The sequence below is a fragment of the Stenomitos rutilans genome, from assembly GCF_059505485.1.
Window position 1 is genome coordinate 272,645 of sequence record NZ_JCACKR010000116.1, and the last position, 19,337, is coordinate 291,981.

At 51.1% G+C, this 19,337-nt stretch carries 33 protein-coding genes; 30 read left to right on the forward strand and 3 right to left on the reverse strand.

Translation table 11 applies throughout. The features are described from left to right. Positions 1 to 89 precede the first annotated feature (89 nt). From AC5JLP_RS25010 to AC5JLP_RS25020, 3 genes are all read right to left on the reverse strand, one after another. Complete coding sequence (locus AC5JLP_RS25010) at positions 90 to 1,349, reverse strand: Light dependent period protein LdpA domain-containing protein (protein ID WP_496070549.1); 1,260 nt, start codon at positions 1,347 to 1,349, stop codon at positions 90 to 92. A gap of 197 nt (positions 1,350 to 1,546) precedes the next feature. Further along, positions 1,547 to 2,023 carry an NAD(P)H-quinone oxidoreductase subunit N gene (gene ndhN / locus AC5JLP_RS25015; RefSeq protein ID WP_496070550.1) on the reverse strand — a complete coding sequence of 159 codons (477 nt, stop codon included), beginning with the start codon at positions 2,021 to 2,023 and terminating at the stop codon, positions 1,547 to 1,549. 293 nt (positions 2,024 to 2,316) lie between these two features. Beyond that, positions 2,317 to 2,475: a hypothetical protein gene (locus AC5JLP_RS25020; RefSeq protein ID WP_496070551.1), complete on the reverse strand. Its 159-nt coding sequence runs from the start codon at positions 2,473 to 2,475 to the stop codon at positions 2,317 to 2,319. A 187-nt stretch (positions 2,476 to 2,662) separates the two neighbouring features. Here AC5JLP_RS25020 and rplC point away from each other — a divergent pair, with 187 nt between their 5' ends. The 30 genes from rplC to rpmE all read left to right on the forward strand — a co-directional run bounded on the left by rplC (position 2,663) and on the right by rpmE (position 19,222). Next, positions 2,663 to 3,298, forward strand: a complete 636-nt coding sequence (gene rplC, locus AC5JLP_RS25025) for a 50S ribosomal protein L3 (protein ID WP_496070552.1) — start codon at positions 2,663 to 2,665, stop codon at positions 3,296 to 3,298. A gap of 56 nt (positions 3,299 to 3,354) precedes the next feature. Further along, the gene (rplD, locus tag AC5JLP_RS25030) at positions 3,355 to 3,987 is read left to right on the forward strand and encodes a 50S ribosomal protein L4 (RefSeq protein WP_496070553.1); all 633 of its coding nucleotides are present in this window, start codon (positions 3,355 to 3,357) and stop codon (positions 3,985 to 3,987) included. Next, on the forward strand, positions 3,980 to 4,282 hold the full coding sequence (locus AC5JLP_RS25035; protein ID WP_496070554.1) for a 50S ribosomal protein L23: 303 nt from the start codon (positions 3,980 to 3,982) through the stop codon (positions 4,280 to 4,282). Before rplD ends, AC5JLP_RS25035 begins: the two co-directional genes overlap by 8 nt. A gap of 73 nt (positions 4,283 to 4,355) precedes the next feature. Further along, positions 4,356 to 5,219 (forward strand): 50S ribosomal protein L2, encoded by an 864-nt coding sequence (rplB, locus tag AC5JLP_RS25040; RefSeq protein WP_496070555.1) that lies wholly within the window; start codon positions 4,356 to 4,358, stop codon positions 5,217 to 5,219. A gap of 22 nt (positions 5,220 to 5,241) precedes the next feature. Continuing rightward, positions 5,242 to 5,520: a 30S ribosomal protein S19 gene (gene rpsS / locus AC5JLP_RS25045; RefSeq protein ID WP_496070556.1), complete on the forward strand. Its 279-nt coding sequence runs from the start codon at positions 5,242 to 5,244 to the stop codon at positions 5,518 to 5,520. A 41-nt stretch (positions 5,521 to 5,561) separates the two neighbouring features. Continuing rightward, positions 5,562 to 5,921, forward strand: coding sequence for a 50S ribosomal protein L22 (gene rplV, locus AC5JLP_RS25050; RefSeq protein WP_496070557.1), 360 nt, complete (start codon positions 5,562 to 5,564; stop codon positions 5,919 to 5,921). Positions 5,922 to 6,000: 79 nt separating this feature from the next. Beyond that, positions 6,001 to 6,732, forward strand: coding sequence for a 30S ribosomal protein S3 (rpsC, locus tag AC5JLP_RS25055; protein ID WP_496070558.1), 732 nt, complete (start codon positions 6,001 to 6,003; stop codon positions 6,730 to 6,732). Between the two features lie 70 nt (positions 6,733 to 6,802). Further along, positions 6,803 to 7,222 (forward strand): 50S ribosomal protein L16, encoded by a 420-nt coding sequence (gene rplP, locus AC5JLP_RS25060; RefSeq protein WP_496070559.1) that lies wholly within the window; start codon positions 6,803 to 6,805, stop codon positions 7,220 to 7,222. 63 nt (positions 7,223 to 7,285) lie between these two features. Next, positions 7,286 to 7,441, forward strand: a complete 156-nt coding sequence (rpmC, locus tag AC5JLP_RS25065) for a 50S ribosomal protein L29 (RefSeq protein ID WP_496070614.1) — start codon at positions 7,286 to 7,288, stop codon at positions 7,439 to 7,441. Positions 7,442 to 7,550: 109 nt separating this feature from the next. Next, positions 7,551 to 7,802 carry a 30S ribosomal protein S17 gene (gene rpsQ, locus AC5JLP_RS25070; RefSeq protein WP_496070560.1) on the forward strand — a complete coding sequence of 84 codons (252 nt, stop codon included), beginning with the start codon at positions 7,551 to 7,553 and terminating at the stop codon, positions 7,800 to 7,802. A gap of 12 nt (positions 7,803 to 7,814) precedes the next feature. Then, positions 7,815 to 8,183, forward strand: coding sequence for a 50S ribosomal protein L14 (gene rplN / locus AC5JLP_RS25075; RefSeq protein WP_106256528.1), 369 nt, complete (start codon positions 7,815 to 7,817; stop codon positions 8,181 to 8,183). Beyond that, positions 8,183 to 8,530: a 50S ribosomal protein L24 gene (gene rplX, locus AC5JLP_RS25080; RefSeq protein WP_496070561.1), complete on the forward strand. Its 348-nt coding sequence runs from the start codon at positions 8,183 to 8,185 to the stop codon at positions 8,528 to 8,530. Before rplN ends, rplX begins: the two co-directional genes overlap by 1 nt. Before the next feature lie 166 nt (positions 8,531 to 8,696). Beyond that, entirely contained in the window at positions 8,697 to 9,242 is a 546-nt protein-coding gene (gene rplE / locus AC5JLP_RS25085) for a 50S ribosomal protein L5 (RefSeq protein WP_496070562.1), read from the forward strand. Between the two features lie 23 nt (positions 9,243 to 9,265). Further along, positions 9,266 to 9,667: a 30S ribosomal protein S8 gene (gene rpsH / locus AC5JLP_RS25090; RefSeq protein ID WP_496070563.1), complete on the forward strand. Its 402-nt coding sequence runs from the start codon at positions 9,266 to 9,268 to the stop codon at positions 9,665 to 9,667. Positions 9,668 to 9,736: 69 nt separating this feature from the next. Continuing rightward, positions 9,737 to 10,276 carry a 50S ribosomal protein L6 gene (gene rplF / locus AC5JLP_RS25095; RefSeq protein WP_496070564.1) on the forward strand — a complete coding sequence of 180 codons (540 nt, stop codon included), beginning with the start codon at positions 9,737 to 9,739 and terminating at the stop codon, positions 10,274 to 10,276. Positions 10,277 to 10,278: 2 nt separating this feature from the next. Then, complete coding sequence (rplR, locus tag AC5JLP_RS25100; protein ID WP_496070565.1) at positions 10,279 to 10,641, forward strand: 50S ribosomal protein L18; 363 nt, start codon at positions 10,279 to 10,281, stop codon at positions 10,639 to 10,641. Positions 10,642 to 10,747: 106 nt separating this feature from the next. After that, on the forward strand, positions 10,748 to 11,269 hold the full coding sequence (gene rpsE / locus AC5JLP_RS25105) for a 30S ribosomal protein S5 (RefSeq protein ID WP_496070566.1): 522 nt from the start codon (positions 10,748 to 10,750) through the stop codon (positions 11,267 to 11,269). Between the two features lie 100 nt (positions 11,270 to 11,369). Next, complete coding sequence (rplO, locus tag AC5JLP_RS25110) at positions 11,370 to 11,831, forward strand: 50S ribosomal protein L15 (protein ID WP_496070567.1); 462 nt, start codon at positions 11,370 to 11,372, stop codon at positions 11,829 to 11,831. Between the two features lie 147 nt (positions 11,832 to 11,978). Continuing rightward, on the forward strand, positions 11,979 to 13,286 hold the full coding sequence (secY, locus tag AC5JLP_RS25115; RefSeq protein ID WP_496070568.1) for a preprotein translocase subunit SecY: 1,308 nt from the start codon (positions 11,979 to 11,981) through the stop codon (positions 13,284 to 13,286). Then, the gene (locus tag AC5JLP_RS25120; RefSeq protein WP_496070569.1) at positions 13,286 to 13,834 is read left to right on the forward strand and encodes an adenylate kinase; all 549 of its coding nucleotides are present in this window, start codon (positions 13,286 to 13,288) and stop codon (positions 13,832 to 13,834) included. The genes secY and AC5JLP_RS25120 overlap by 1 nt, the downstream gene beginning before the upstream one ends. Positions 13,835 to 14,046: 212 nt before the next feature. Beyond that, complete coding sequence (gene infA, locus AC5JLP_RS25125; RefSeq protein WP_496070570.1) at positions 14,047 to 14,274, forward strand: translation initiation factor IF-1; 228 nt, start codon at positions 14,047 to 14,049, stop codon at positions 14,272 to 14,274. A 122-nt stretch (positions 14,275 to 14,396) separates the two neighbouring features. Further along, positions 14,397 to 14,510, forward strand: coding sequence for a 50S ribosomal protein L36 (gene rpmJ, locus AC5JLP_RS25130; RefSeq protein ID WP_190342481.1), 114 nt, complete (start codon positions 14,397 to 14,399; stop codon positions 14,508 to 14,510). An 89-nt stretch (positions 14,511 to 14,599) separates the two neighbouring features. Continuing rightward, entirely contained in the window at positions 14,600 to 14,983 is a 384-nt protein-coding gene (rpsM, locus tag AC5JLP_RS25135) for a 30S ribosomal protein S13 (RefSeq protein WP_496070571.1), read from the forward strand. A gap of 177 nt (positions 14,984 to 15,160) precedes the next feature. Beyond that, positions 15,161 to 15,556, forward strand: a complete 396-nt coding sequence (rpsK, locus tag AC5JLP_RS25140) for a 30S ribosomal protein S11 (protein ID WP_106256517.1) — start codon at positions 15,161 to 15,163, stop codon at positions 15,554 to 15,556. A gap of 151 nt (positions 15,557 to 15,707) precedes the next feature. Continuing rightward, positions 15,708 to 16,655, forward strand: a complete 948-nt coding sequence (locus tag AC5JLP_RS25145; RefSeq protein ID WP_496070572.1) for a DNA-directed RNA polymerase subunit alpha — start codon at positions 15,708 to 15,710, stop codon at positions 16,653 to 16,655. 71 nt (positions 16,656 to 16,726) lie between these two features. Next, positions 16,727 to 17,077, forward strand: coding sequence for a 50S ribosomal protein L17 (gene rplQ / locus AC5JLP_RS25150; RefSeq protein WP_496070573.1), 351 nt, complete (start codon positions 16,727 to 16,729; stop codon positions 17,075 to 17,077). Positions 17,078 to 17,082: 5 nt separating this feature from the next. Continuing rightward, positions 17,083 to 17,931, forward strand: coding sequence for a tRNA pseudouridine(38-40) synthase TruA (gene truA, locus AC5JLP_RS25155; RefSeq protein WP_496070574.1), 849 nt, complete (start codon positions 17,083 to 17,085; stop codon positions 17,929 to 17,931). Positions 17,932 to 18,000: 69 nt separating this feature from the next. Further along, complete coding sequence (rplM, locus tag AC5JLP_RS25160) at positions 18,001 to 18,456, forward strand: 50S ribosomal protein L13 (RefSeq protein WP_496070575.1); 456 nt, start codon at positions 18,001 to 18,003, stop codon at positions 18,454 to 18,456. Continuing rightward, a complete protein-coding gene (rpsI, locus tag AC5JLP_RS25165) occupies positions 18,456 to 18,866 on the forward strand; it encodes a 30S ribosomal protein S9 (protein ID WP_496070576.1) in 411 nt (136 codons plus the stop codon). Before rplM ends, rpsI begins: the two co-directional genes overlap by 1 nt. 98 nt (positions 18,867 to 18,964) lie before the next feature. Continuing rightward, positions 18,965 to 19,222, forward strand: coding sequence for a 50S ribosomal protein L31 (gene rpmE / locus AC5JLP_RS25170; RefSeq protein ID WP_496070577.1), 258 nt, complete (start codon positions 18,965 to 18,967; stop codon positions 19,220 to 19,222). Positions 19,223 to 19,337: the final 115 nt, after the last annotated feature.

A 19,337-nucleotide genomic window follows, 5' to 3' on the forward strand; every position in this document is an offset into this window, starting at 1 on the left:
TTACCATTTGCTCGATAAGGGAAGAACAAGCGCAGCGGATTTATAAGGTCGGTAGCAGTCTAGGCCGGAAATTGTTCAAGAGCATGTTGCTAGAGATCCAAGCGCATTGGGTGCTCGGTGTTAAAGGCTTTGAGTTGCGACACCAGCGATCGTGCCAGCCCAACCGCTTGCCAGAGAAGATCGGGAGCGTCTTCTAAGCCCAGAGGCTGCGAGCGCTCAGTCGTTGAAAAGGCCGTTGAAAAAGCAGGATTGACGATCGCTAAGGGCGATCGCGCTGATCCAGAGGCAACCGCCCGTGCTTCGGGTTCGGCCATCTCCAATCTGATCGCATCTAGCTGGTTGAGAATCGGCATCAGCAACGTGCGGGCGTAGCTGCCATAAGCGACTCCTGCAACGTAAGCGGTCGCCTGATCGTGAGCATACCCCTGAACTGCCTGGGACGCGTCTAACGCCTGATCCGACTTTAACAACGGCTCAGCAACAGACGGAGCGGTTGTGGCAGCATTCTGTAAACGCGGGTGCAGCAGGTTCAGGGCTTTGAGCTTGGGAACCGTGTGATGATTGGTGCCTCCTGCTAGCTGAATGTAACCCGGAAGCCCGGACGTTAGCACTTTTTGACCCAGTTTGACCGCAGCTCTTGTTGTACCAATCCCGATGTCACCGCTCATGGGACGACCATCCAGTTGCCACATGAGAGCGCAGGGCAACGGAGAAATGCTCTCGTACAGGGCGCGTAAATAATCCAATAAACCGTCACCATCGGGACAGCTAATCGCAATCAGCTTTAGCTTGTCAAGCCACGGCTCGATCGCAGCCCAAAGGCGACAAAATTCATCTATATGACCAATCTGCGTATGGATTTCAATCGCATCAATGCCTGCCTGCATGATGAATGGCACCATTGCCGCTGGCGTTGATTGGTAGGAATGCGTCACAATCTGCTGCACGGGACAAATCGGCAAACAGCGACCGCAACCATAGCAGCGATCGCTCAACACACCAGAGGCGCGATCGTCGATCACCGCCAAGCTTTCACGAGCATCGGTTCGTAACATCGTTGCTAAGCCTGATCCACGGGCAACCTCTGCTGGTGCCTCGAAGACGATCGCCTGAGCCGGACAAATTTGCTCACAGGGGCGTGCACAACCAGACGGGCAAGTTGCTGCATTAAACTCAGCTTTCCGAAAATGAGGATCTTCGCCATCGTTCAGGCTGACCATCAGCCAAGGCACTGCATGGGTATACGAGCGCTTCCCACCATCTGCCTTCGCGAGAGAAGTCGCAAGGTCGAGTGCTATTTTGGCTGTTGAAATGACAGCCGGATCAGCGGCTATATCAATACAATCCACCCCGGCTAGCGTGTAGGCCATTACCAGGGTTCGGATAGCTGGGAGGTGTTGGAAACTGGCTCCGCAAATGAGTTTAAACCAGTGACCTTCCCTCAGGGATCGCAAAGGGTAGTACAGATCAGTCACCCCTCCATCCTAGTGCCCCATTCACAAAATTACGAGGCATTCACAAGAACTCTTTCCCAAAGATCGTGGCTTCAAGCTGAAAGCAGCGCTTGCGTCAGAGGCATCCAGCGAAACGTGCGATCGCCCCCTAACTCAACCACTATTTTCAAACGAGGCACAAGCTTGGGTAAGGCAGCCAAATACTCAAGCTCTTGATTGGATAAAATAGAACCTTCAATGATCCACAACAGCAACCCTTTAGACTGTGCAGGCAGTTGCTCGATTTGGTAGCTCACAATGGGTGGAATGTAGTAGGTATAGCCAACAGCAGCACCTGCACCTGTGCTCTTCTTACCTAGATGAGGCGGACGTACCCCATGCACAGTAGTTAAATAAGCCGCCAAATCACCCAGCCCTCGTGCAGTGATGCTCAGCGAGACATATCCTGCTGTCCGAATCCGTCGTCGATAGCGTCCTTCAAAGCCACCTTCCAACGGAACGAATACACCCAAAGCACCCAAGGTTTCTAGATCACGAATAAGCTGCTTGCCAGTCGTAAGTAGTGCCATCAATCTTCACTCCATCTACCTGTTAGGTTGGCTCTGAACGCTACCTGATTACTTAAAGCCCGTCGCATTTTACCCAGTAGAACCGCCATTCACGCCGTCAGCTAATGCAACCCTTGTGATTAGCTGTGACCAACGATCTCAGTAATACTATATGACCTCTCTGCTCCCGCCGACCGGATCGACTAGAAGAATTTGCTGTCAAGGCGTCAGGTCGTTACCAGTGCCACAGAAATCCTTCTAAACCACTGGACAATTTGGAAGAAACTGTTTTATAGTTTATAACTGCTGCTGAATTATTTATTCCAACGGCGTTTCATGTTCAGGCTCAAATTTGCCCAGTTGTAGCAAGTTAGCCTGTCGGAACTTTGCCCTCGCTTAAGTGGATACTGAGTGGCTTGCTGCTCAAGTCCTGGCGAAAAAGAGTGATAGATGTAGCGTTTATCGAATTCCATCGGCTTCAGGGTGGCTACTGGTTGCCTGAGTCAGGTTAAGACTACTCCTTCTAACGTCTTTAGAGCGTCTCAGAAGGGTTTCTTGCTTTGAGCTTGCCGTTGAGAGAAGGACAGCCTTGAGGTTGCTTCCAGCCTTGAGATCTGTTCAGTGCGCCTTTGTACTGTGTAGAAATGGAGTCTAGTCACCGTGTCTGTTGGTATCCTCGGCACAAAGCTCGGCATGACCCAGGTGTTTGACGAAACGGGGAAAGCTATCCCTGTTACCGTGATTCAAGCGGGGCCATGCACTGTCACGCAAGTGAAAACAGCCCAGACAGACGGGTACTCCGCTATCCAGGTTGGATACGGTGACGTGTCTCAAAAGGCGCTGACGAAACCAGAGTTGGGCCACCTTGCTAAGTCTGGTGCGTCTCCTGTGCGACACCTGCATGAATATCGCCTCGATCGCTCCAGTGAATTTGAACTAGGCCAACAGCTTACAGCGGATACCTTTGAAGTTGGTCAGGTTGTTGATGTCATCGGCACAAGTATTGGTCGTGGTTTTGCCGGTTATCAGAAGCGTCACAACTTTAGGCGTGGACCGATGGCACACGGTTCCAAAAACCATCGCGCGCCTGGTTCTACTGGTGCAGGAACCACACCTGGTCGTGTGTACCCTGGCAAGCGGATGGCAGGACGTTTGGGCGGCGGACAAGTGACCATTCGGAAGTTAACGGTCGTGCGAGTTGATGCTGAGCGAAATCTGTTGCTTATCAAAGGTGCAGTTCCTGGTAAGCCCGGTGCACTGGTGAATATCGTCCCTGCAACGCTGGTTGGCCGCTAGTCGTGCCGTGTATCACAGATGCATCGCGACATTGAATGAGAGACAAGGGTAAGACTATGGTTGATTGCGTCGTTAAAGATTGGCAAGGGCAGGAAGTAGGCACGGCTTCTCTGGATTTAAAAGTGGCAAGTGAAGCAAATGCGACTCACATTGTTCATCGTGCGTTGACTCGCCAACTGGCAAATATACGTCAGGGGACAGCATCTACCAAAACGCGAGCAGAAGTGAGCGGTGGTGGTCGGAAGCCTTGGCGTCAAAAAGGTACTGGACGTGCTCGTGCGGGATCTAACCGATCGCCCCTCTGGCGTGGTGGTGGTGTCATCTTTGGGCCTAAGCCAAGAGACTACACGATCAAGATGAACCGTAAAGAGCGCCGACTAGCACTTCGTACTGCAATTCAAAGCCGGGTTGAAGACTTGGTAGTGGTACAAGATTTTGCAGAGCAGTTGCCCCGTCCCAAAACTAAGGAAGTGGCGAAGGCTTTGGCAGGCTGGGGAGTTGAGCCGAGAGCTAAAGTGTTGCTGATTGTCGCCGAACGAAACGAAAACGTTTATTTGTCGGCTCGCAACATTGAGAATTTGCGGGTGATTTCTGCCAGCAACTTGAATGTGTTTGATCTGCTGGCCGCCGATCGCATCGTGGCAACGGCATCCGCGTTGACCAAAATTCAGGAGGTCTACAATGACTGACTATAATGCTGGTGCTCTCGCCGATCTCGTGCGTCGCCCAATTGTGACCGAAAAAGCAACGCTCTTACTGGAGAACAACCAGTACACCTTTGAAGTCGATCCTCGCGCCAAAAAGCCAGAAATCAAGGCCGCGATCGAAACGCTGTTTGAGGTCAAAGTAGTGAATGTCAGCACTCAAAACCCTCCTCGTAAGGCGCGACGGGTGGGTAAGTTTGCGGGTCATCGTCCCCAATACAAGCGAGCTGTCGTCACGCTAGCAGTCGGAGACTCGATCACGCTGTTCCCAGAAGTTTGACGTATTGCCAGTACATAGCGCTTAGACCCTCAAGCCTGACCTTCAAAATCGCAAACCCCCAAGAGCTTAACGTATGGGCATCCGTATTTATCGACCAATGACCCCTGGGACTCGTACCCGCACAGTCTCTGCCTTTTCTGAAGTCACTAAGAGTGAGCCAGAGAAGTCTCTAACGCACTCACGGCATCGTCCCAAAGGGCGCAACAACCGGGGGGTTGTCACGTGCCGCCATCGGGGCGGTGGGCACAAACGCCTCTATCGCGTCATCGACTTTAAGCGCGACAAGCATAATGTTCCTGCCAAAGTGGTTGCGATCGAATATGACCCCAACCGGAATGCGCGGATTGCCCTAGTTTTCTATCAGGACGGCGAAAAGCGGTACATCCTTCATCCAGCCAATTTACCTGTTGGCACCATTATCCAATCTGGCCCCGACTCGCCTTTTGAAGTGGGTAACGCAATGCCGCTGGGCAACGTGCCGTTGGGTACGCTGGTTCACAATGTTGAACTGGTGCCTGGAAAAGGTGGACAGATTGTGCGAGCAGCGGGTGCTAGCGCTCAGGTCGCAGCTAAAGAAGGAAACTTTGTCACGCTCAAGCTCCCGTCCGGTGAGGTGCGTCTCATTCGGCGAGAATGCTACGCCACGATCGGGTCGGTAGGCAATGCCGATATTCGCAACACAAGCTTTGGCAAGGCGGGTCGTAAGCGCTGGAAGGGCCGTCGCCCAGAGGTGAGAGGCAGCGTGATGAACCCGGTGGATCATCCTCACGGTGGAGGTGAAGGTCGGGCACCGATCGGTCGGTCAGGCCCTGTCACCCCCTGGGGTAAACCCGCATTGGGCTACAAAACTCGCAAGAAGAAGAAGCTGAGCAACGCCCTGATTGTGCGTCGTCGCCGGAAGTCTTCTAAGCGAGGCAGAGGCGGACGAGATTCATAAATGATTGACGGGAGGTAAAAGGATGGCTCGCTCACTGAAGAAAGGTCCGTTTGTTGCCGATCATTTGCTCAGCAAGATCGAAGCACTCAACGTCAAAGGCGATAAGCAAGTGGTCAAAACGTGGTCTCGCGCATCGACCATTTTGCCGCAGATGATTGGTCACACGATCGCGGTGCACAACGGACGACAGCACGTGCCGGTCTACGTCACCGAGCAGATGGTTGGACATAAGCTGGGTGAGTTTGCACCCACCCGAACGTTCCGCAGTCATGCGGGTGGCGACAAAAAAGCGCGTCGATAAATTGGGCGATTGACAAATCGCTTTTGTTAAAGGAAAACCGTATGGCTATTGACACCACCAATGAAGTTAAGGCGATCGCTCGATACGTTCGCATGTCTCCTCACAAAGTTCGGCGCGTGCTGGATCAAATTCGAGGGCGTTCCTATCGAGAAGCCCTCATTATCCTAGAGTTCATGCCCTATCGCGCGTGTGAGCCTGTGCTCAAAGTGCTGCGCTCAGCCGCCGCCAACGCCGAACACAACGCAGGGCTGAGCCGAGCCGAATTGCTGGTCAGCCAAGCCTTTGCCGACCAGGGTCCTTCCTTAAAGCGGTTTCGCCCAAGAGCGCAAGGTCGGGCTTATCAAATTCGGAAGCCTACCTGCCACATCACCATTACGGTGGCTCCTGGTGCTGCTGAATAAGTCAATCAGACTGTATGGCGCTTGACCGCTGCTTAGAGCCACTCTTGATACCCTACTGCTTTTACTAGAGGACGCATTCGTGGGACAGAAAATTCATCCAACTGGGTTCCGCCTGGGCATCACCCAAGAGCACCGTTCTCGGTGGTTTGGTGACCATAAGCGATATCCTGAACTGCTGCAAGAAGACTACAAGATCCGCCGCTTTGTTGAGAAAAACCTTAGCAGCGCAGGCATTTCGTCAGTCCGCATTGAGCGTAAGGCAGATCAAATCGATCTCGAAGTGCAAACAGCTCGTCCGGGTGTTGTGGTTGGTCGAGGCGGTACAGGGATTGAGTCTTTGCGCGCTAGCTTGCAGGACGTGCTGGGCGGGGGCGATCGTCAAATTCGGATCAACGTTGTTGAAGTCGCACGAGTCGATGCAGATGCGGCACTCATCGGGGAATACATTGCTCAGCAGCTAGAGCGGCGGGTTTCCTTCCGACGGGTTGTACGGCAGGCCATTCAACGCGCACAACGAGCGGGGATTGAAGGTATCAAGGTACAGGTGAGCGGACGCTTGAACGGAGCTGAAATTGCCAGACCCGAATGGACACGGGAAGGGCGGGTTCCCCTGCACACGTTGCGGGCTGATATCGATTACGCCTACTGCACAGCTCAGACCATTTACGGCACGCTGGGTATTAAAGTCTGGATCTTCAAAGGCGAAATCATTCCTGGGCAAGAGCCAGAGCCTGCGCCCACCAATAACCAACCACGTCGCCGTCAGCAGCGTCGCCGTCAGCAGTTTGAAGATCGATCGAATGAAGGATAGAGAATAAGTGATGAGTTTTGAGTTAAAGCTTTTCAACTCAAAACTCAAAACTCAACAAAGGTACTGAGTCATGTTAAGTCCAAGAAGAACAAAATTTCGGAAGCAGCAGCGCGGACGGATGAGCGGGTTGGCAACTCGTGGCAACGAACTTAACTTCGGTGAGTTTGGGTTGCAAGCACAAGAGCCATCCTGGATTACGTCTCGTCAGATCGAGGCCAGTCGTCGTGCAATGACCCGCTACATTCGTCGTGGCGGCAAGATCTGGATTCGGATCTTCCCTGATAAGCCGATCACAATGCGACCTGCTGAAACCCGTATGGGTTCGGGTAAAGGTGCTCCCGAATTTTGGGTGGCTGTTGTGAAGCCAGGTCGAATTATGTTTGAAATCACAGGTGTACCTGAAGCAACGGCTAGAGAAGCTATGCGGCTTGCCTCGTTCAAACTGCCGATTAAAACGAAATTTGTTACCCGTGCAACGGAGGAGTCCTAAGTCATGCCTCTTCCCAAAATGAGCGAGATCCGCGACCTCAGTGATCAAGAACTGGAAACGCAAATCGTCGCTGCGAAACGTGAACTCTTTGATCTCCGCTTTCAAAAAGGCACCCGCCAACTGGATAAATCCCATCGGTTTAAGCACACTCGCCATCGGCTTGCTCAGTTGCTCACGCTTGAGCGCGAACGGCAGTTAGCTTTAAAGGATGAAGGCTAAAGGCTAAGGGCTAAACGGTTGGCGATCACTAGCACCCCACTGTTGCTCGACTCCGCTAAAACTTTAATCCTTCATCGTTTATCCTTTATCCTTTCCCCGGAGTTATCCAATGGCTGCAAAAGAGAGAATTGGTTTGGTCGTTAGCGACAAAATGGAAAAAACGATCGTGGTGGCCGTTGAAAGTCGTTCTGCGCATCCGAAATACGGCAAGATTGTGGCCCGAACCAAGCGTTATAAGGCACACGACGAAGAGAACAAGTGCCGTGTGGGCGATCGCGTCCGCATTCAGGAAACGAGACCACTGAGCGCCACAAAGCGCTGGGTCGTGACTGACGTTCTTACTACAGCGACTCAAGCATAGTCGGAGGAACCCATGATCCAACAAGAGTCTTACCTGAATGTGGCAGATAACAGCGGTGCGCGTAAGCTCATGTGCATTCGTGTGATTGGTGGTGGCAACCGTCGCTATGGCGGTGTCGGCGACATCATCATCGCTGTCGTCAAAGATGCCATCCCCAACATGGCGGTCAAAAAGTCGGATGTGGTACGCGCCGTGATTGTGCGCACTCGCAAAGGGCTTCGCCGTGATAGTGGTATGAGCATTCGCTTTGACGATAACGCAGCCGTACTCATTAACAACGATGGCAACCCCAGAGGGACTCGCGTCTTTGGCCCGGTTGCCCGTGAGCTACGAGACAAAAATTTCACTAAGATCGTCTCCCTCGCACCGGAGGTTCTGTAATGGCAAAGACTGATTCAACCCCCACTCGCTACAAACTGCACGTCAAGAAAGGCGATACCGTCCAGGTTATTGCGGGTAGTGACAAAGGCAAAGTAGGCGAAGTGCTGCAAACGCTGCCCAAGACAAGCAAAATTGTAGTTAAGGGTGTGAACATTCGCACAAAGCACGTTAAGCCGCAGCAAGAAGGCGAATCGGGGCAAATTGTTACCAGTGAGGCTCCCATTCACAGCTCAAATGTGATGCTTTATTCCGAGAAGCAAAAGGTTGCCAGTCGTGTCTGCTACACCTTTGACGCGGACGGTCGCAAAGTGCGTATGCTCAAAAAAACGGGTGAAACGATCGACTAATTTTAAGTTGTTAGCGATTGGTTGTTAGTTTTTAGAACGAGAAAGCCCATTACTTCTAGCTTTACCCACTTGAAACTTACTTCTAGAACACTAACAACTAACAACCAACAGCCAAACACTATTTATTTCCCTGACCAAGACCAGGGGCAATGAAGGAACGACCACTATGGCAGAACGACTCAAGACCCACTATCAAGAAAAAATTGTTCCAAAACTCATGGAGCAATTTAGCTACACCAATATCCATCAGGTACCCAAGGTAATCAAAGTAACGGTCAACCGAGGGATGGGTGAAGCCGCCCAGAATGCGAAGGCTCTCGAAGCATCCCTGGCAGAAATCAGTCTTATCACTGGGCAAAAGCCTGTAGTCACAAGAGCGAAGAAGGCGATCGCAGGGTTCAAAATCCGTCAGGGGATGCCCGTTGGCATCATGGTAACGCTGCGCGCTGGACGCATGTACTCGTTTCTCGATCGTCTCATCAATTTAACCCTGCCACGCATTCGAGATTTTCGTGGGATCAGCCCCAAAAGTTTTGACGGACGGGGAAATTACACACTGGGCTTGCGCGAACAGCTCATCTTTCCAGAAGTTGAATACGACAGCGTTGACCAAGTCCGTGGTATGGACATTTCCATCATCACAACGGCAAACACCGATGAGGAGGGTCGCGCCTTGCTGAAAGAACTGGGCATGCCCTTCCGGGATAACTAAGGCAGCTTTATCAAGGGAAAACTATGGCGGCACACGACACTATTTCAGACATGCTGACGCGGATTCGGAACGCAAACCTCGCGCGTCATCAAACGACCGAGGTTCCATCCACAAAAATGACCCGCAGCATTGCCAAGGTTTTGAAGGATGAAGGCTTCATTGCTGACTTTGCCGAAGCTGGCGAGGGCGTTAAGCGGAATTTGGTCATTGCGCTGAAGTACAAAGGTAAGGGCAAGCGACCCATCATCACCACGTTGCGGCGCGTCAGCAAACCAGGCTTTCGGGTTTATTCCAATCGACGAGAACTGCCTCGTGTTCTGGGTGGTATCGGCATTGCGATTATTTCCACCTCAAGTGGCATTATGACCGATCGCGAAGCACGCCGAACCGGGCTGGGTGGTGAAGTGCTGTGCTACATCTGGTAAGCCAGTTGTCAGTCTTTGGCAATTAGTTTTTAGAAAACTAACAACTGTTTTAAGTAGGAGTAGTCAGGTATGTCTCGTATTGGCAAACGCCCCATTGATATTCCCGGTAAAGTGACCATAGCCATTGATGGTCAGGCTGTGACGGTAAAAGGCCCCAAAGGTGAGCTTTCTAGAGTGCTGCCTAGTGAGGTGGCGATCGTTCAGGAAGGTGAAACTATCCTGGTGACTCGCCAGGATGAGTCCCGTGCAGCGCGCCAACGTCATGGTCTTTGCCGGACGCTCGTTGCAAACATGGTTGAAGGCGTCTCTCAAGGGTTTCAACGCCGTCTGGAGATCCAGGGCGTTGGATATCGTGCTCAGGTGCAGGGGCGGAATTTAGTCTTGAACGTCGGCTACAGCAAGCCCGTTGAGCTAGAACCTCCGACGGGCATTCAAGTAGCAGTAGAAAACAACACAAACGTGGTTGTTAGCGGTATTGATAAAGAAGTTGTGGGCAACACGGCTGCTCGCATTCGAGCGGTTCGACCACCAGAACCCTACAAGGGCAAAGGCATTCGCTATGCCGGTGAAGCGGTAAGACGCAAAGTTGGTAAGGCAGGGAAGAAGTAATTATGAAACTAACTCGTAAAGAATCAACGCGTCGTCGCCACAGTCGAGTCCGCCGCCGTGTCACAGGCACCGCCGAGCGTCCTCGTTTGGCGGTCTTTCGTTCCAATCAGCATATTTATGCTCAAGTCATTGACGACACGTTGCAACACACGCTGGCATCAGCGTCTACGCTTGATCCAGACTTAAAAACGTCGCTTGATTCTGGATCGAACTGTGATGCTTCGAGTGAGGTCGGTAAGCTTGTGGCTCAACGATTGATTGCTAAAGGCATTCAGCAAGTTGTCTTCGATCGTGGTGGTAGCCTTTATCATGGCCGAGTCAAAGCATTGGCGGATGCGGCTCGTGAAGCAGGACTAATTTTCTAAGTTGTCAGCTAGCAGCCGTCAGTCGTCAGTGGACAAGCTGATTGCTGGTAGCTGAGCGCTGATTGCCTCACCGAATAGCATTTGAAACAATTGAGGTTAAGCAGTTATGGCAAAGGGTCGTAAAACTCCTAAGAGTCGCGAAAAAGAAACAGATTGGCAGGAGCGTGTCGTTCAAATTCGTCGTGTTACCAAAGTGGTGAAGGGCGGGAAGAAGCTAAGCTTCCGGGCGATCGTGGTCGTTGGCAACGAGCGCGGCCAAGTTGGTGTCGGGGTCGGTAAGGCCAGCGATGTCATCGGAGCCGTGAAAAAGGGGGTCGCTGATGGCAAAAAGCACCTAGTTGACGTTCCCCTGACCAAAGCGAACTCGATTCCCCATCCTGCTAACGGAACCGGGGGCGGTGCCAAAATTATGATGCGTCCAGCCGCCCCCGGTACTGGTGTAATTGCTGGGGGCGCAGTTCGCACCGTTTTAGAACTCGCAGGTGTTCGCAATGTGCTGGCTAAGCAGCTTGGTTCTGGGAACCCGCTCAATAACGCACGAGCGACGGTAAATGCACTTGAAACGCTGCGTACGTTCGCTGATGTTGCAGAAGAACGTGGCATCCCGGTTGAAAACCTTTACGCATAAACAGCTTTTGGTTGTTCGTTTTCAGTAATCAACGTTCAGATCAAAAACCAACAGCTTATAGCCAACAACTGGATTAAGTAACAACAACTGGATTAAGACGATGAGACTTGATGATATTGCGCCACAAGATGGCTCTAAAAAGCGCTCTCGCCGGGTTGGGCGAGGCATTGCAGCAGGTCAAGGAGCAAGCTGTGGGTTTGGGATGCGTGGTCAAAAGTCACGGTCAGGACGACCCACTCGTCCTGGCTTTGAAGGTGGACAAATTCCTTTGTACCGCCGCCTACCCAAGTTGAAGCAATTTCCGCTTGTTAACCGCGCGAATTACACCATCATCAATGTTGGAGCGCTATCCACTCTGCCTGCTAAAACCGAGGTGACGCTCAGTTCCCTTATCGAAACGGGTATTGTCACCAGTGATGACGGGCCTTTGAAGCTGCTAGGCGATGGGGAAGTTACAGTGCCCCTGACCGTGCATGCTGCTGCTTTTAGTGCCTCTGCTCGCGCTAAGATTGAAGCAGTCAAAGGAACGTGCGTGTTGCTAGGTGCCGATTCAGCTTCTTGATTCGGCTGAACCAGTGCCAAGTTAAATTCACGCAAGCCTATAGTCATGTCGGTTAGCTACTTTTGCTCCGAGGCTAGCTCCCAAGAGCCTCATAACACAACAAACTAGCTCTGTGCTTGAACGACTTACACGTAGAGGAACGGCTTCATGGATAGTAGTCGAGATCGAACACCAAGTGCTCAGGAAACGTTTGCTCAAATGGCTCAGGCTGCGGGTCTAAGAGGTCGTATTCTCCTGACGATCGGCATGCTCATCCTGATTCGTCTGGGCATGTTTCTGCCTCTACCAGGGATTGACAGAGCTGCATTTGGTCAAAGTATTCAAAACAGCCCTCTCATTGGGTTCTTAAATGTCTTTTCTGGCGGCGGTATTGCTGCTCTGGGTATTTTTGCACTCGGTATTCTACCCTATATCAACGCCTCAATTATTTTGCAGCTTTTAACGTCTGCGTTGCCATCACTCGAAAACTTGCAAAAGAACGAGGGTGAAGCAGGTCGTCGCAAGATTTCGCAAATTACTCGGTATGTTTCCCTTGGATGGGCGATCGTGCAAAGCATCGGGATCGCAGTTTGGGTACGTCCCTATGCCGCTAACTGGGGGCCACTCTTTATCGTTCAAACCGTACTGGCTCTCACAGCAGGCTCCATGTTCGTTATGTGGGTCGGCGAACTGATTACTGAGCGTGGTATTGGCAATGGTGCATCCTTACTAATTTTTGTCAACATTGTTTCCAGCTTGCCAACGTCTGTCGGTCAAACGTTGGAATTGGCACAGAGTGGCGATCGCAGCGTGGTCAGTGGCGTGGTGATGCTATTGGTCGTCTTCCTCGTCATGATTGTTGGCATTGTCTTTGTTCAGGAGGGGAGCCGTCGCATACCAATTATTTCGGCGCGTCGGCAGGTTGGGCGGCGCACCTACATGGAGCGCAACAGTTACCTACCGCTACGGCTCAATCAAGGCGGCGTCATGCCCATCATTTTTGCATCGGCAGTACTGGTATTACCGATCACGCTGGCTCAGTTTACAAAAAACGATATTGCCATTCAGGTTGCTAATTACCTGAGTCCCAACGGCAGTGCGCCTTGGGTTCATGCGGGTCTTTACCTACTGTTAATCCTGTTCTTTAGCTACTTCTATGCGTCCCTGGTCGTTAACCCTGTAGATATGTCTCAAAACTTGAAGAAGATGGGAGCCAGCATTCCAGGTATTCGTCCAGGCAAAGCAACCAGCGATTACATTGAGCGTGTCCTGAACCGCCTCACGTTCTTGGGAGCTATCTTCTTGGGTTTGGTAGCGATCGTACCAACAGCAGTAGAAGGAGCAACGAATGTACGAACGTTTCAAGGTATTGGAGCGACCTCGCTGCTTATTTTGGTTGGCGTTGCGATCGATACCGCCAAACAGGTACAAACCTATGTGATATCCCAACGCTATGAAGGGATGGTGAAACAGTAGTGGCGCGTCTTATTCTTCTGGGTGCTCCGGGTGCTGGCAAAGGCACTCAAGCCAAAGCATTAGCCACTTTGGTACAGATTCCTCACATCTCTACTGGCGATATTTTACGAGAAGCTGTTGCTCATCAAACGGCGTTAGGTGTGAAAGCTAAGTCGTATATGGAGCAGGGGAATCTAGTTCCAGACGACCTAGTCATAGCCCTCATTAGAGAGCGACTAAGCCAACCGGACGCTCAAACAGGCTGGATTTTAGATGGGTTTCCCCGCAATGAATCTCAAGCTGCGTTCCTTGACGAACTGCTTGAAGAGATGGATCAGGTCTATCGCTATGCTGTCAACCTAGAGGTTCCTGATGACGTTCTTGTACAAAGGATGCTGGGTCGCGGACGGGCGGACGATACAGAGGAGGTCATTCGGCGACGCTTGCAGGTCTACCATCATCAAACGGCTCCCTTAATCAACTTCTATCAGGTTCGACACAAACTGGTGTCGATTGACGGAAACGTGACTCCAGAAGCAGTTTTAGACAAGCTCAAAAGCCTTCTTTAGTCGATTCATGTTCACGTCATTCGCCATCATTCAAGCAGGTAATCAACAGAAGTCTTACCGCCCTAAAGGCACCTGTTGGCGTGTATCAAGTAACCTTCTCAAAGCACACTTTTATAGATGCCTTGCCCATCGTCAATGATCTAAACTCAAAGAGTGAGCGTCAAATCATTACAAGCTCAACACTGAAAACGACTGCTTCGGAGGAATCCAAATTGTCCAAACAAGATCTAATCGAGATGGAAGGAACGGTAACAGAATCGCTACCGAACGCTATGTTTCGAGTCAAGCTAGATAACGAGTTCAACGTACTTGCTCACATTTCTGGCAAAATTCGACGCAACTATATCAAAATACTTCCTGGCGATCGAGTCAAAGTAGAGCTAACCCCCTACGATCTGACCAAAGGGCGCATCACCTATCGGCTCCGTAATAAAAAATAGCTCCCTTGAGAACTGTCAAACCAGACTAAAACGCCTCAGCAGTATAGCTCTTAAAAATTCATTTGACAAAGGCTGCTCTTGGTTGATAAGATTATATGTTTGTAATGCTGCGAGATTAAGCCATGAAGGTTCGGGCATCGGTACGTAGGATTTGTGAAAAGTGTCGCGTTATTCGACGTCGTGGCAGAGTGATGGTCATTTGTTCCAACCCCAAGCATAAGCAGCGTCAAGGCTAAGTGCACTGTAAAAGTGTACGCAGTTAGTGCAAGATTATGTCGGCAGGTGAAGCTGAAGTTTTAGCAGTAGAAGACTGGGAGAGAAAAGCGTGGCACGGATTGCCGGAGTAGACTTACCTCGTGATAAGAGGATTGAGATTGGTCTGACCTATATTTATGGAATCGGGCCAACTCGCGCAAAAGACGTTTTGACAGCAACTGGCGTTAATCCAGACATTCGCGTGAAGGATTTGAGCGATGCTGACGTCTCGCTGCTGCGTGAGGAAGTTGAAGAAAACTACCAAATTGAAGGCGACCTGAGACGGCTTGAGTCGATGAACATCAAGCGATTGATGGATATTGGAACTTATCGTGGTCGCCGTCATCGGCTTGGTCTCCCTGTTCGTGGTCAGCGCACGCGCACGAACGCCCGCACACGACGGGGCGGACGTCGAACGGTTGCTGGGAAGAAGAAAGCGCCGAGCAAGAAGTAGATTGCTGGAAGCCCTCTTCGGTGGCTGCAAAATCAGGCAGGCTCTGCTCTATCAGTGCAATGTCGTGCCCTGCTTCACTTGACGGTAGAATGACAGCCTTTGTCTTTACTTTCACTCCATTAAGCAAAATCTTACTCGCTGAATCAAACACCTTAATACAACCTAGAGAACTGAATCATGGCTCGACAACCAGCTCGAAAAACTGGAGCACGCAAGCAAAAGAAAAATGTACCGAGTGGCGTTGCTTATATCCAGTCAACCTTCAACAATACGATCGTCACAATCTCAGATACCAACGGTGAGGTCATTTCTTGGGCCTCTGCTGGCTCAAGTGGCTTCAAAGGCGCTAAAAAAGGTACCCCCTTCGCTGCCCAAACTGCTGCTGAAAGCGCTGCTCGCAGGGCGGCTGATCAGGGCATGCGTCAACTCGAAGTCATGGTAAGTGGTCCAGGCGCAGGTCGGGAAACAGCCATTCGGGCATTGCAAGGCTCTGGTCTAGAAATCACTCTTATACGAGACGTGACACCCATTCCACACAATGGTTGCCGTCCTCCTAAACGTCGCCGAGTTTGAACATCGGTAGTGCAATGCGATGTTTCAGGAATGAGGTTTGATTGGCAGCGGTCTAAAGATGGCCTTGCCTATCGGTTTGAGGAATTGAGTTCATTGTTGGGTTAAGTCAGCAAGGCGTTTGCCTTTCATCAAGAAGCGGGGAGGTTGCTACATGGCACAGTTTCAGGTCGAATGCGTTGAATCTAAAACGGAGCGGGATCAAAGCCAGAATAGCAGATTTGTGATTGAACCTCTGGAGCGTGGGCAAGGAATCACGCTTGGCAATGCTTTGAGGCGCGTATTGCTCTCCAACCTAGAAGGCTCTGCCGTGACAGCGGTGCGGATTGCAGGCGTGAATCACGAGTTCGCAACGATTCCGGGTGTCCGTGAGGATGTGCTTGATATTTTGCTGAATATGAAGAAAATTGTCCTCAAAAGTTACTCATCTCAACCTCAGATTGGGCGTTTGCTTGCCCAAGGGCCTGCAACCGTTACAGCCGATCAATTCGATCTGCCCTCAGAAGTAGAACTAGTTGATCCGGGCCAATATGTTGCGACATTGTCGGCGGGGTCAACCCTAGAAATGGAGTTCCGGATTGAGCGAGGGAAGGGTTATCGCACTGTTGACAGAGGGCGAGATGAGACAACCGCTCTAGACTTCCTCCAGATTGATTCGCTATTTATGCCGGTTCGTAAAGTGAATTACACCGTTGAGGATGCCCGCGTGGGTGGTTCTGCTGAGCGCGATCGACTGATTATGGAAATTTCAACCAATGGAAGTTTGACGCCGCAAGAAGCACTAAGTCAGGCGGCGAATATTTTGGTTGATCTCTTTAATCCTCTTAAAGAAATTACCTTTGAACCATCAGATGATGATGATAGCGATGAAGAGAATCCAGCTAATCAGATTCCAATTGAGGAGCTGCAACTCTCAGTCCGCGCCTATAACTGCCTAAAGCGCGCCCAAATCAACTCCGTAGCAGATCTGCTGGACTATAGCCAGGAGGACTTGTTAGAGATCAAGAACTTTGGTCAAAAATCTGCCGAAGAAGTTGTGGAAGCGTTACAACAGCGTCTAGGCATCACGCTGCCACAGGAAAAATCCTCAAAACCTAGCTAGCACAAGGCGTTCATACCTTGAAAAGAGCTAGCTAACTCTAACCACTATTTAACCCTCAAAAGTGAAGTCTCATGCGCCACCGCTGTCGTGTTCCTCTACTTAGTAAGCCTGCTGATCAACGCCGTGCACTCCTACGATCGCTGACCACGGAGTTGATCCGCAATGGCCGCATCAAAACAACTAAAATTCGTGCTCAGGCAGTCCGTTCAGAAGCCGATCGCATGATCACGCTGGCTAAAGATGGTTCTTTAGCTGCGCGTCGTCAGGCGTTGGGTTATTTGTTCGATAAGCAGCTTGTGCATGCTTTATTTGAACAGGCGGCGTCTCGCTACAGCGATCGTAATGGTGGCTATACCCGCATTATTCGTACTATTCACCGTCGCGGCGACAACGCTGAGATGGCCATCATTGAACTTACCTGATTTCCATGTTGCCTTCTGCACCCCTACCAACCCAGCGAGTTGCTCTAGTAATCCAATACCTGGGTACTCACTTTCATGGGTGGCAGCGACAGCCGCAGCAGCGTACCGTTCAGGAAGAGATCGAGACGGTCTTAGAAGCCATTGTAGGGCATGCTGTTCGCCTTCATGCCGCTGGCAGAACTGACTCGGGTGTGCACGCAGCGGCTCAGGTCGCCCATTTTGACGCTCCTTTACACATTCCGGCTGATCGTTGGGCTTCGATTCTCAACGCGCGGATGCCCAGCGATGTGCTCATCCGCGCCTCATCTTTGGTTAGCCCAACTTGGCATGCCCGCTTCTCCGCGCTCTGGCGGCGTTATCGTTACACTTTATATACTGATCCCCGCCCCAATTTGTTCATTCGTCCCTTCGCATGGCACTACTATTATGAACCGCTTGACGAAGTGCTGATCCGGGAGGCGCTATGTCCACTGCTTGGACGGCATCACCTGTCGGCCTTTCATCGTGCAGGGTCTGATCGACCTCACTCCTGGGTCAATGTACAGGCAGCAGAATGCAAACGTGATGGCTCACTCGTTTATATTGAAGTCCAGGCAAGTGGCTTTCTTTACGGCATGATGCGGTTGCTGGTCGGCATGTTGGTGCAAGTAGGGCGTGGGATGCGATCGCCGCTTAGCTTCACTGAAATTTGGGCAACCGAGCAGCGAGAGCAAGTAAAGTATGCAGCACCCGCTCAGGGATTGTGTTTACTACGGGTTGGCTATCCAGACTTTCCGTTTCCGCCTGAAGTTTGGTACGACACCCAACCAGCCTTGACCCTCGCAACATTGCCTGAGCGATCGCTGGTAGTTTAACCACTTTCCTATTTATCAACTCTTTCACGTTTTGCCACTTACTGTTCAAGCACACGCATAGAGACCGTTATGACCAAGACTTATCTTCCTCCTGTCGATTCGATCGAACGCAAGTGGTACGTCGTTGATGCAGCCGATCAGCGCCTTGGACGGCTTGCCACTGAAATTGCGATGGTATTGCGTGGTAAAAATAAGCCCACATTCACGCCTCATCTAGATACAGGCGATTTTGTTATTGTCATCAATGCTGAGAAAGTTGATGTGACGGGCAGAAAACGTAGCCAGAAGCTTTACCGTCGCCATTCGGGCCGTCCTGGCGGTATGAAAACGGAAACTTTTGCAAAGCTGCAGGCACGTTTGCCAGAACGCATCATTGAGCAAGCGGTAAAGGGTATGTTGCCTAAAAACGCCTTGGGGCGGCAGCTTTTCACAAAACTCAAAGTTTACGCCGGATCTGACCATCCGCATCAGGCTCAAATGCCTCAAACCCTAGCCATTCAGACCACTCCAGGAGGACAGCAGTAATGCAAGCTATAGACCAGGGTCGAGTTGTCTATTTAGGAACTGGCCGTCGGAAATCAGCGGTTGCGCGGGTACGCTTAGTGCCTGGCAATGGACAATTGACCATCAACGGCAAGCCTGGAGATCTGTATCTTCAGTTCAACGCCGAATATCTGTCTGTTGCTAAAGCGCCTTTGGAGACTCTGGGTCTTGAAGGTGAGTATGACATCCTAGTCAATGCCCACGGTGGAGGCTTAACTGGACAAGCCGATGCGGTCCGTCTGGGCGTAGCCCGTGCGCTTTGCCAGCTTGATCCTGACAACCGCAAACCTCTAAAGATCGAGGGCTATCTGACCCGTGATCCACGCGCGAAAGAACGGAAGAAGTATGGTCTGCGTAAAGCACGTAAAGCACCTCAGTTCTCGAAGCGTTAAGAGTTGGTCTTTAGCGCTCAATGCTTGAGAGCAGCCTGGGACGCTAAAATTGAGTGATAAGACGGTAAGTAATGAGACGGTAAGTTGGAGAGTTAACGATGCCTAAGCCCGATATTCACCCCAAGTGGTATCCCGATGCAAAAGTCTACTGCAATGGGGAAGTGGTGATGACCATTGGTTCCACAAAGCCTGAGCTTCACGTAGATGTATGGTCTGGTAATCATCCGTTTTATACGGGTACGCAAAAAATTATCGACACGGAAGGGCGGGTTGATCGCTTCTTGCGGAAGTACGGCATGCTAGAAGGTGAAGACGCAGCAGCAGAGGCGCAACCACAAAAGAAAAAAAGACGGTAGATGTGCTGATTTTAGATTCAGAGCTTTTTGATTGGAGCTTTTAAGATCAAGAGTCAGAAGTTCAGGCTCTATCTTGAGTTCAGCGTCTTGAGTCAGTCCTTTACTCTACGGTTTT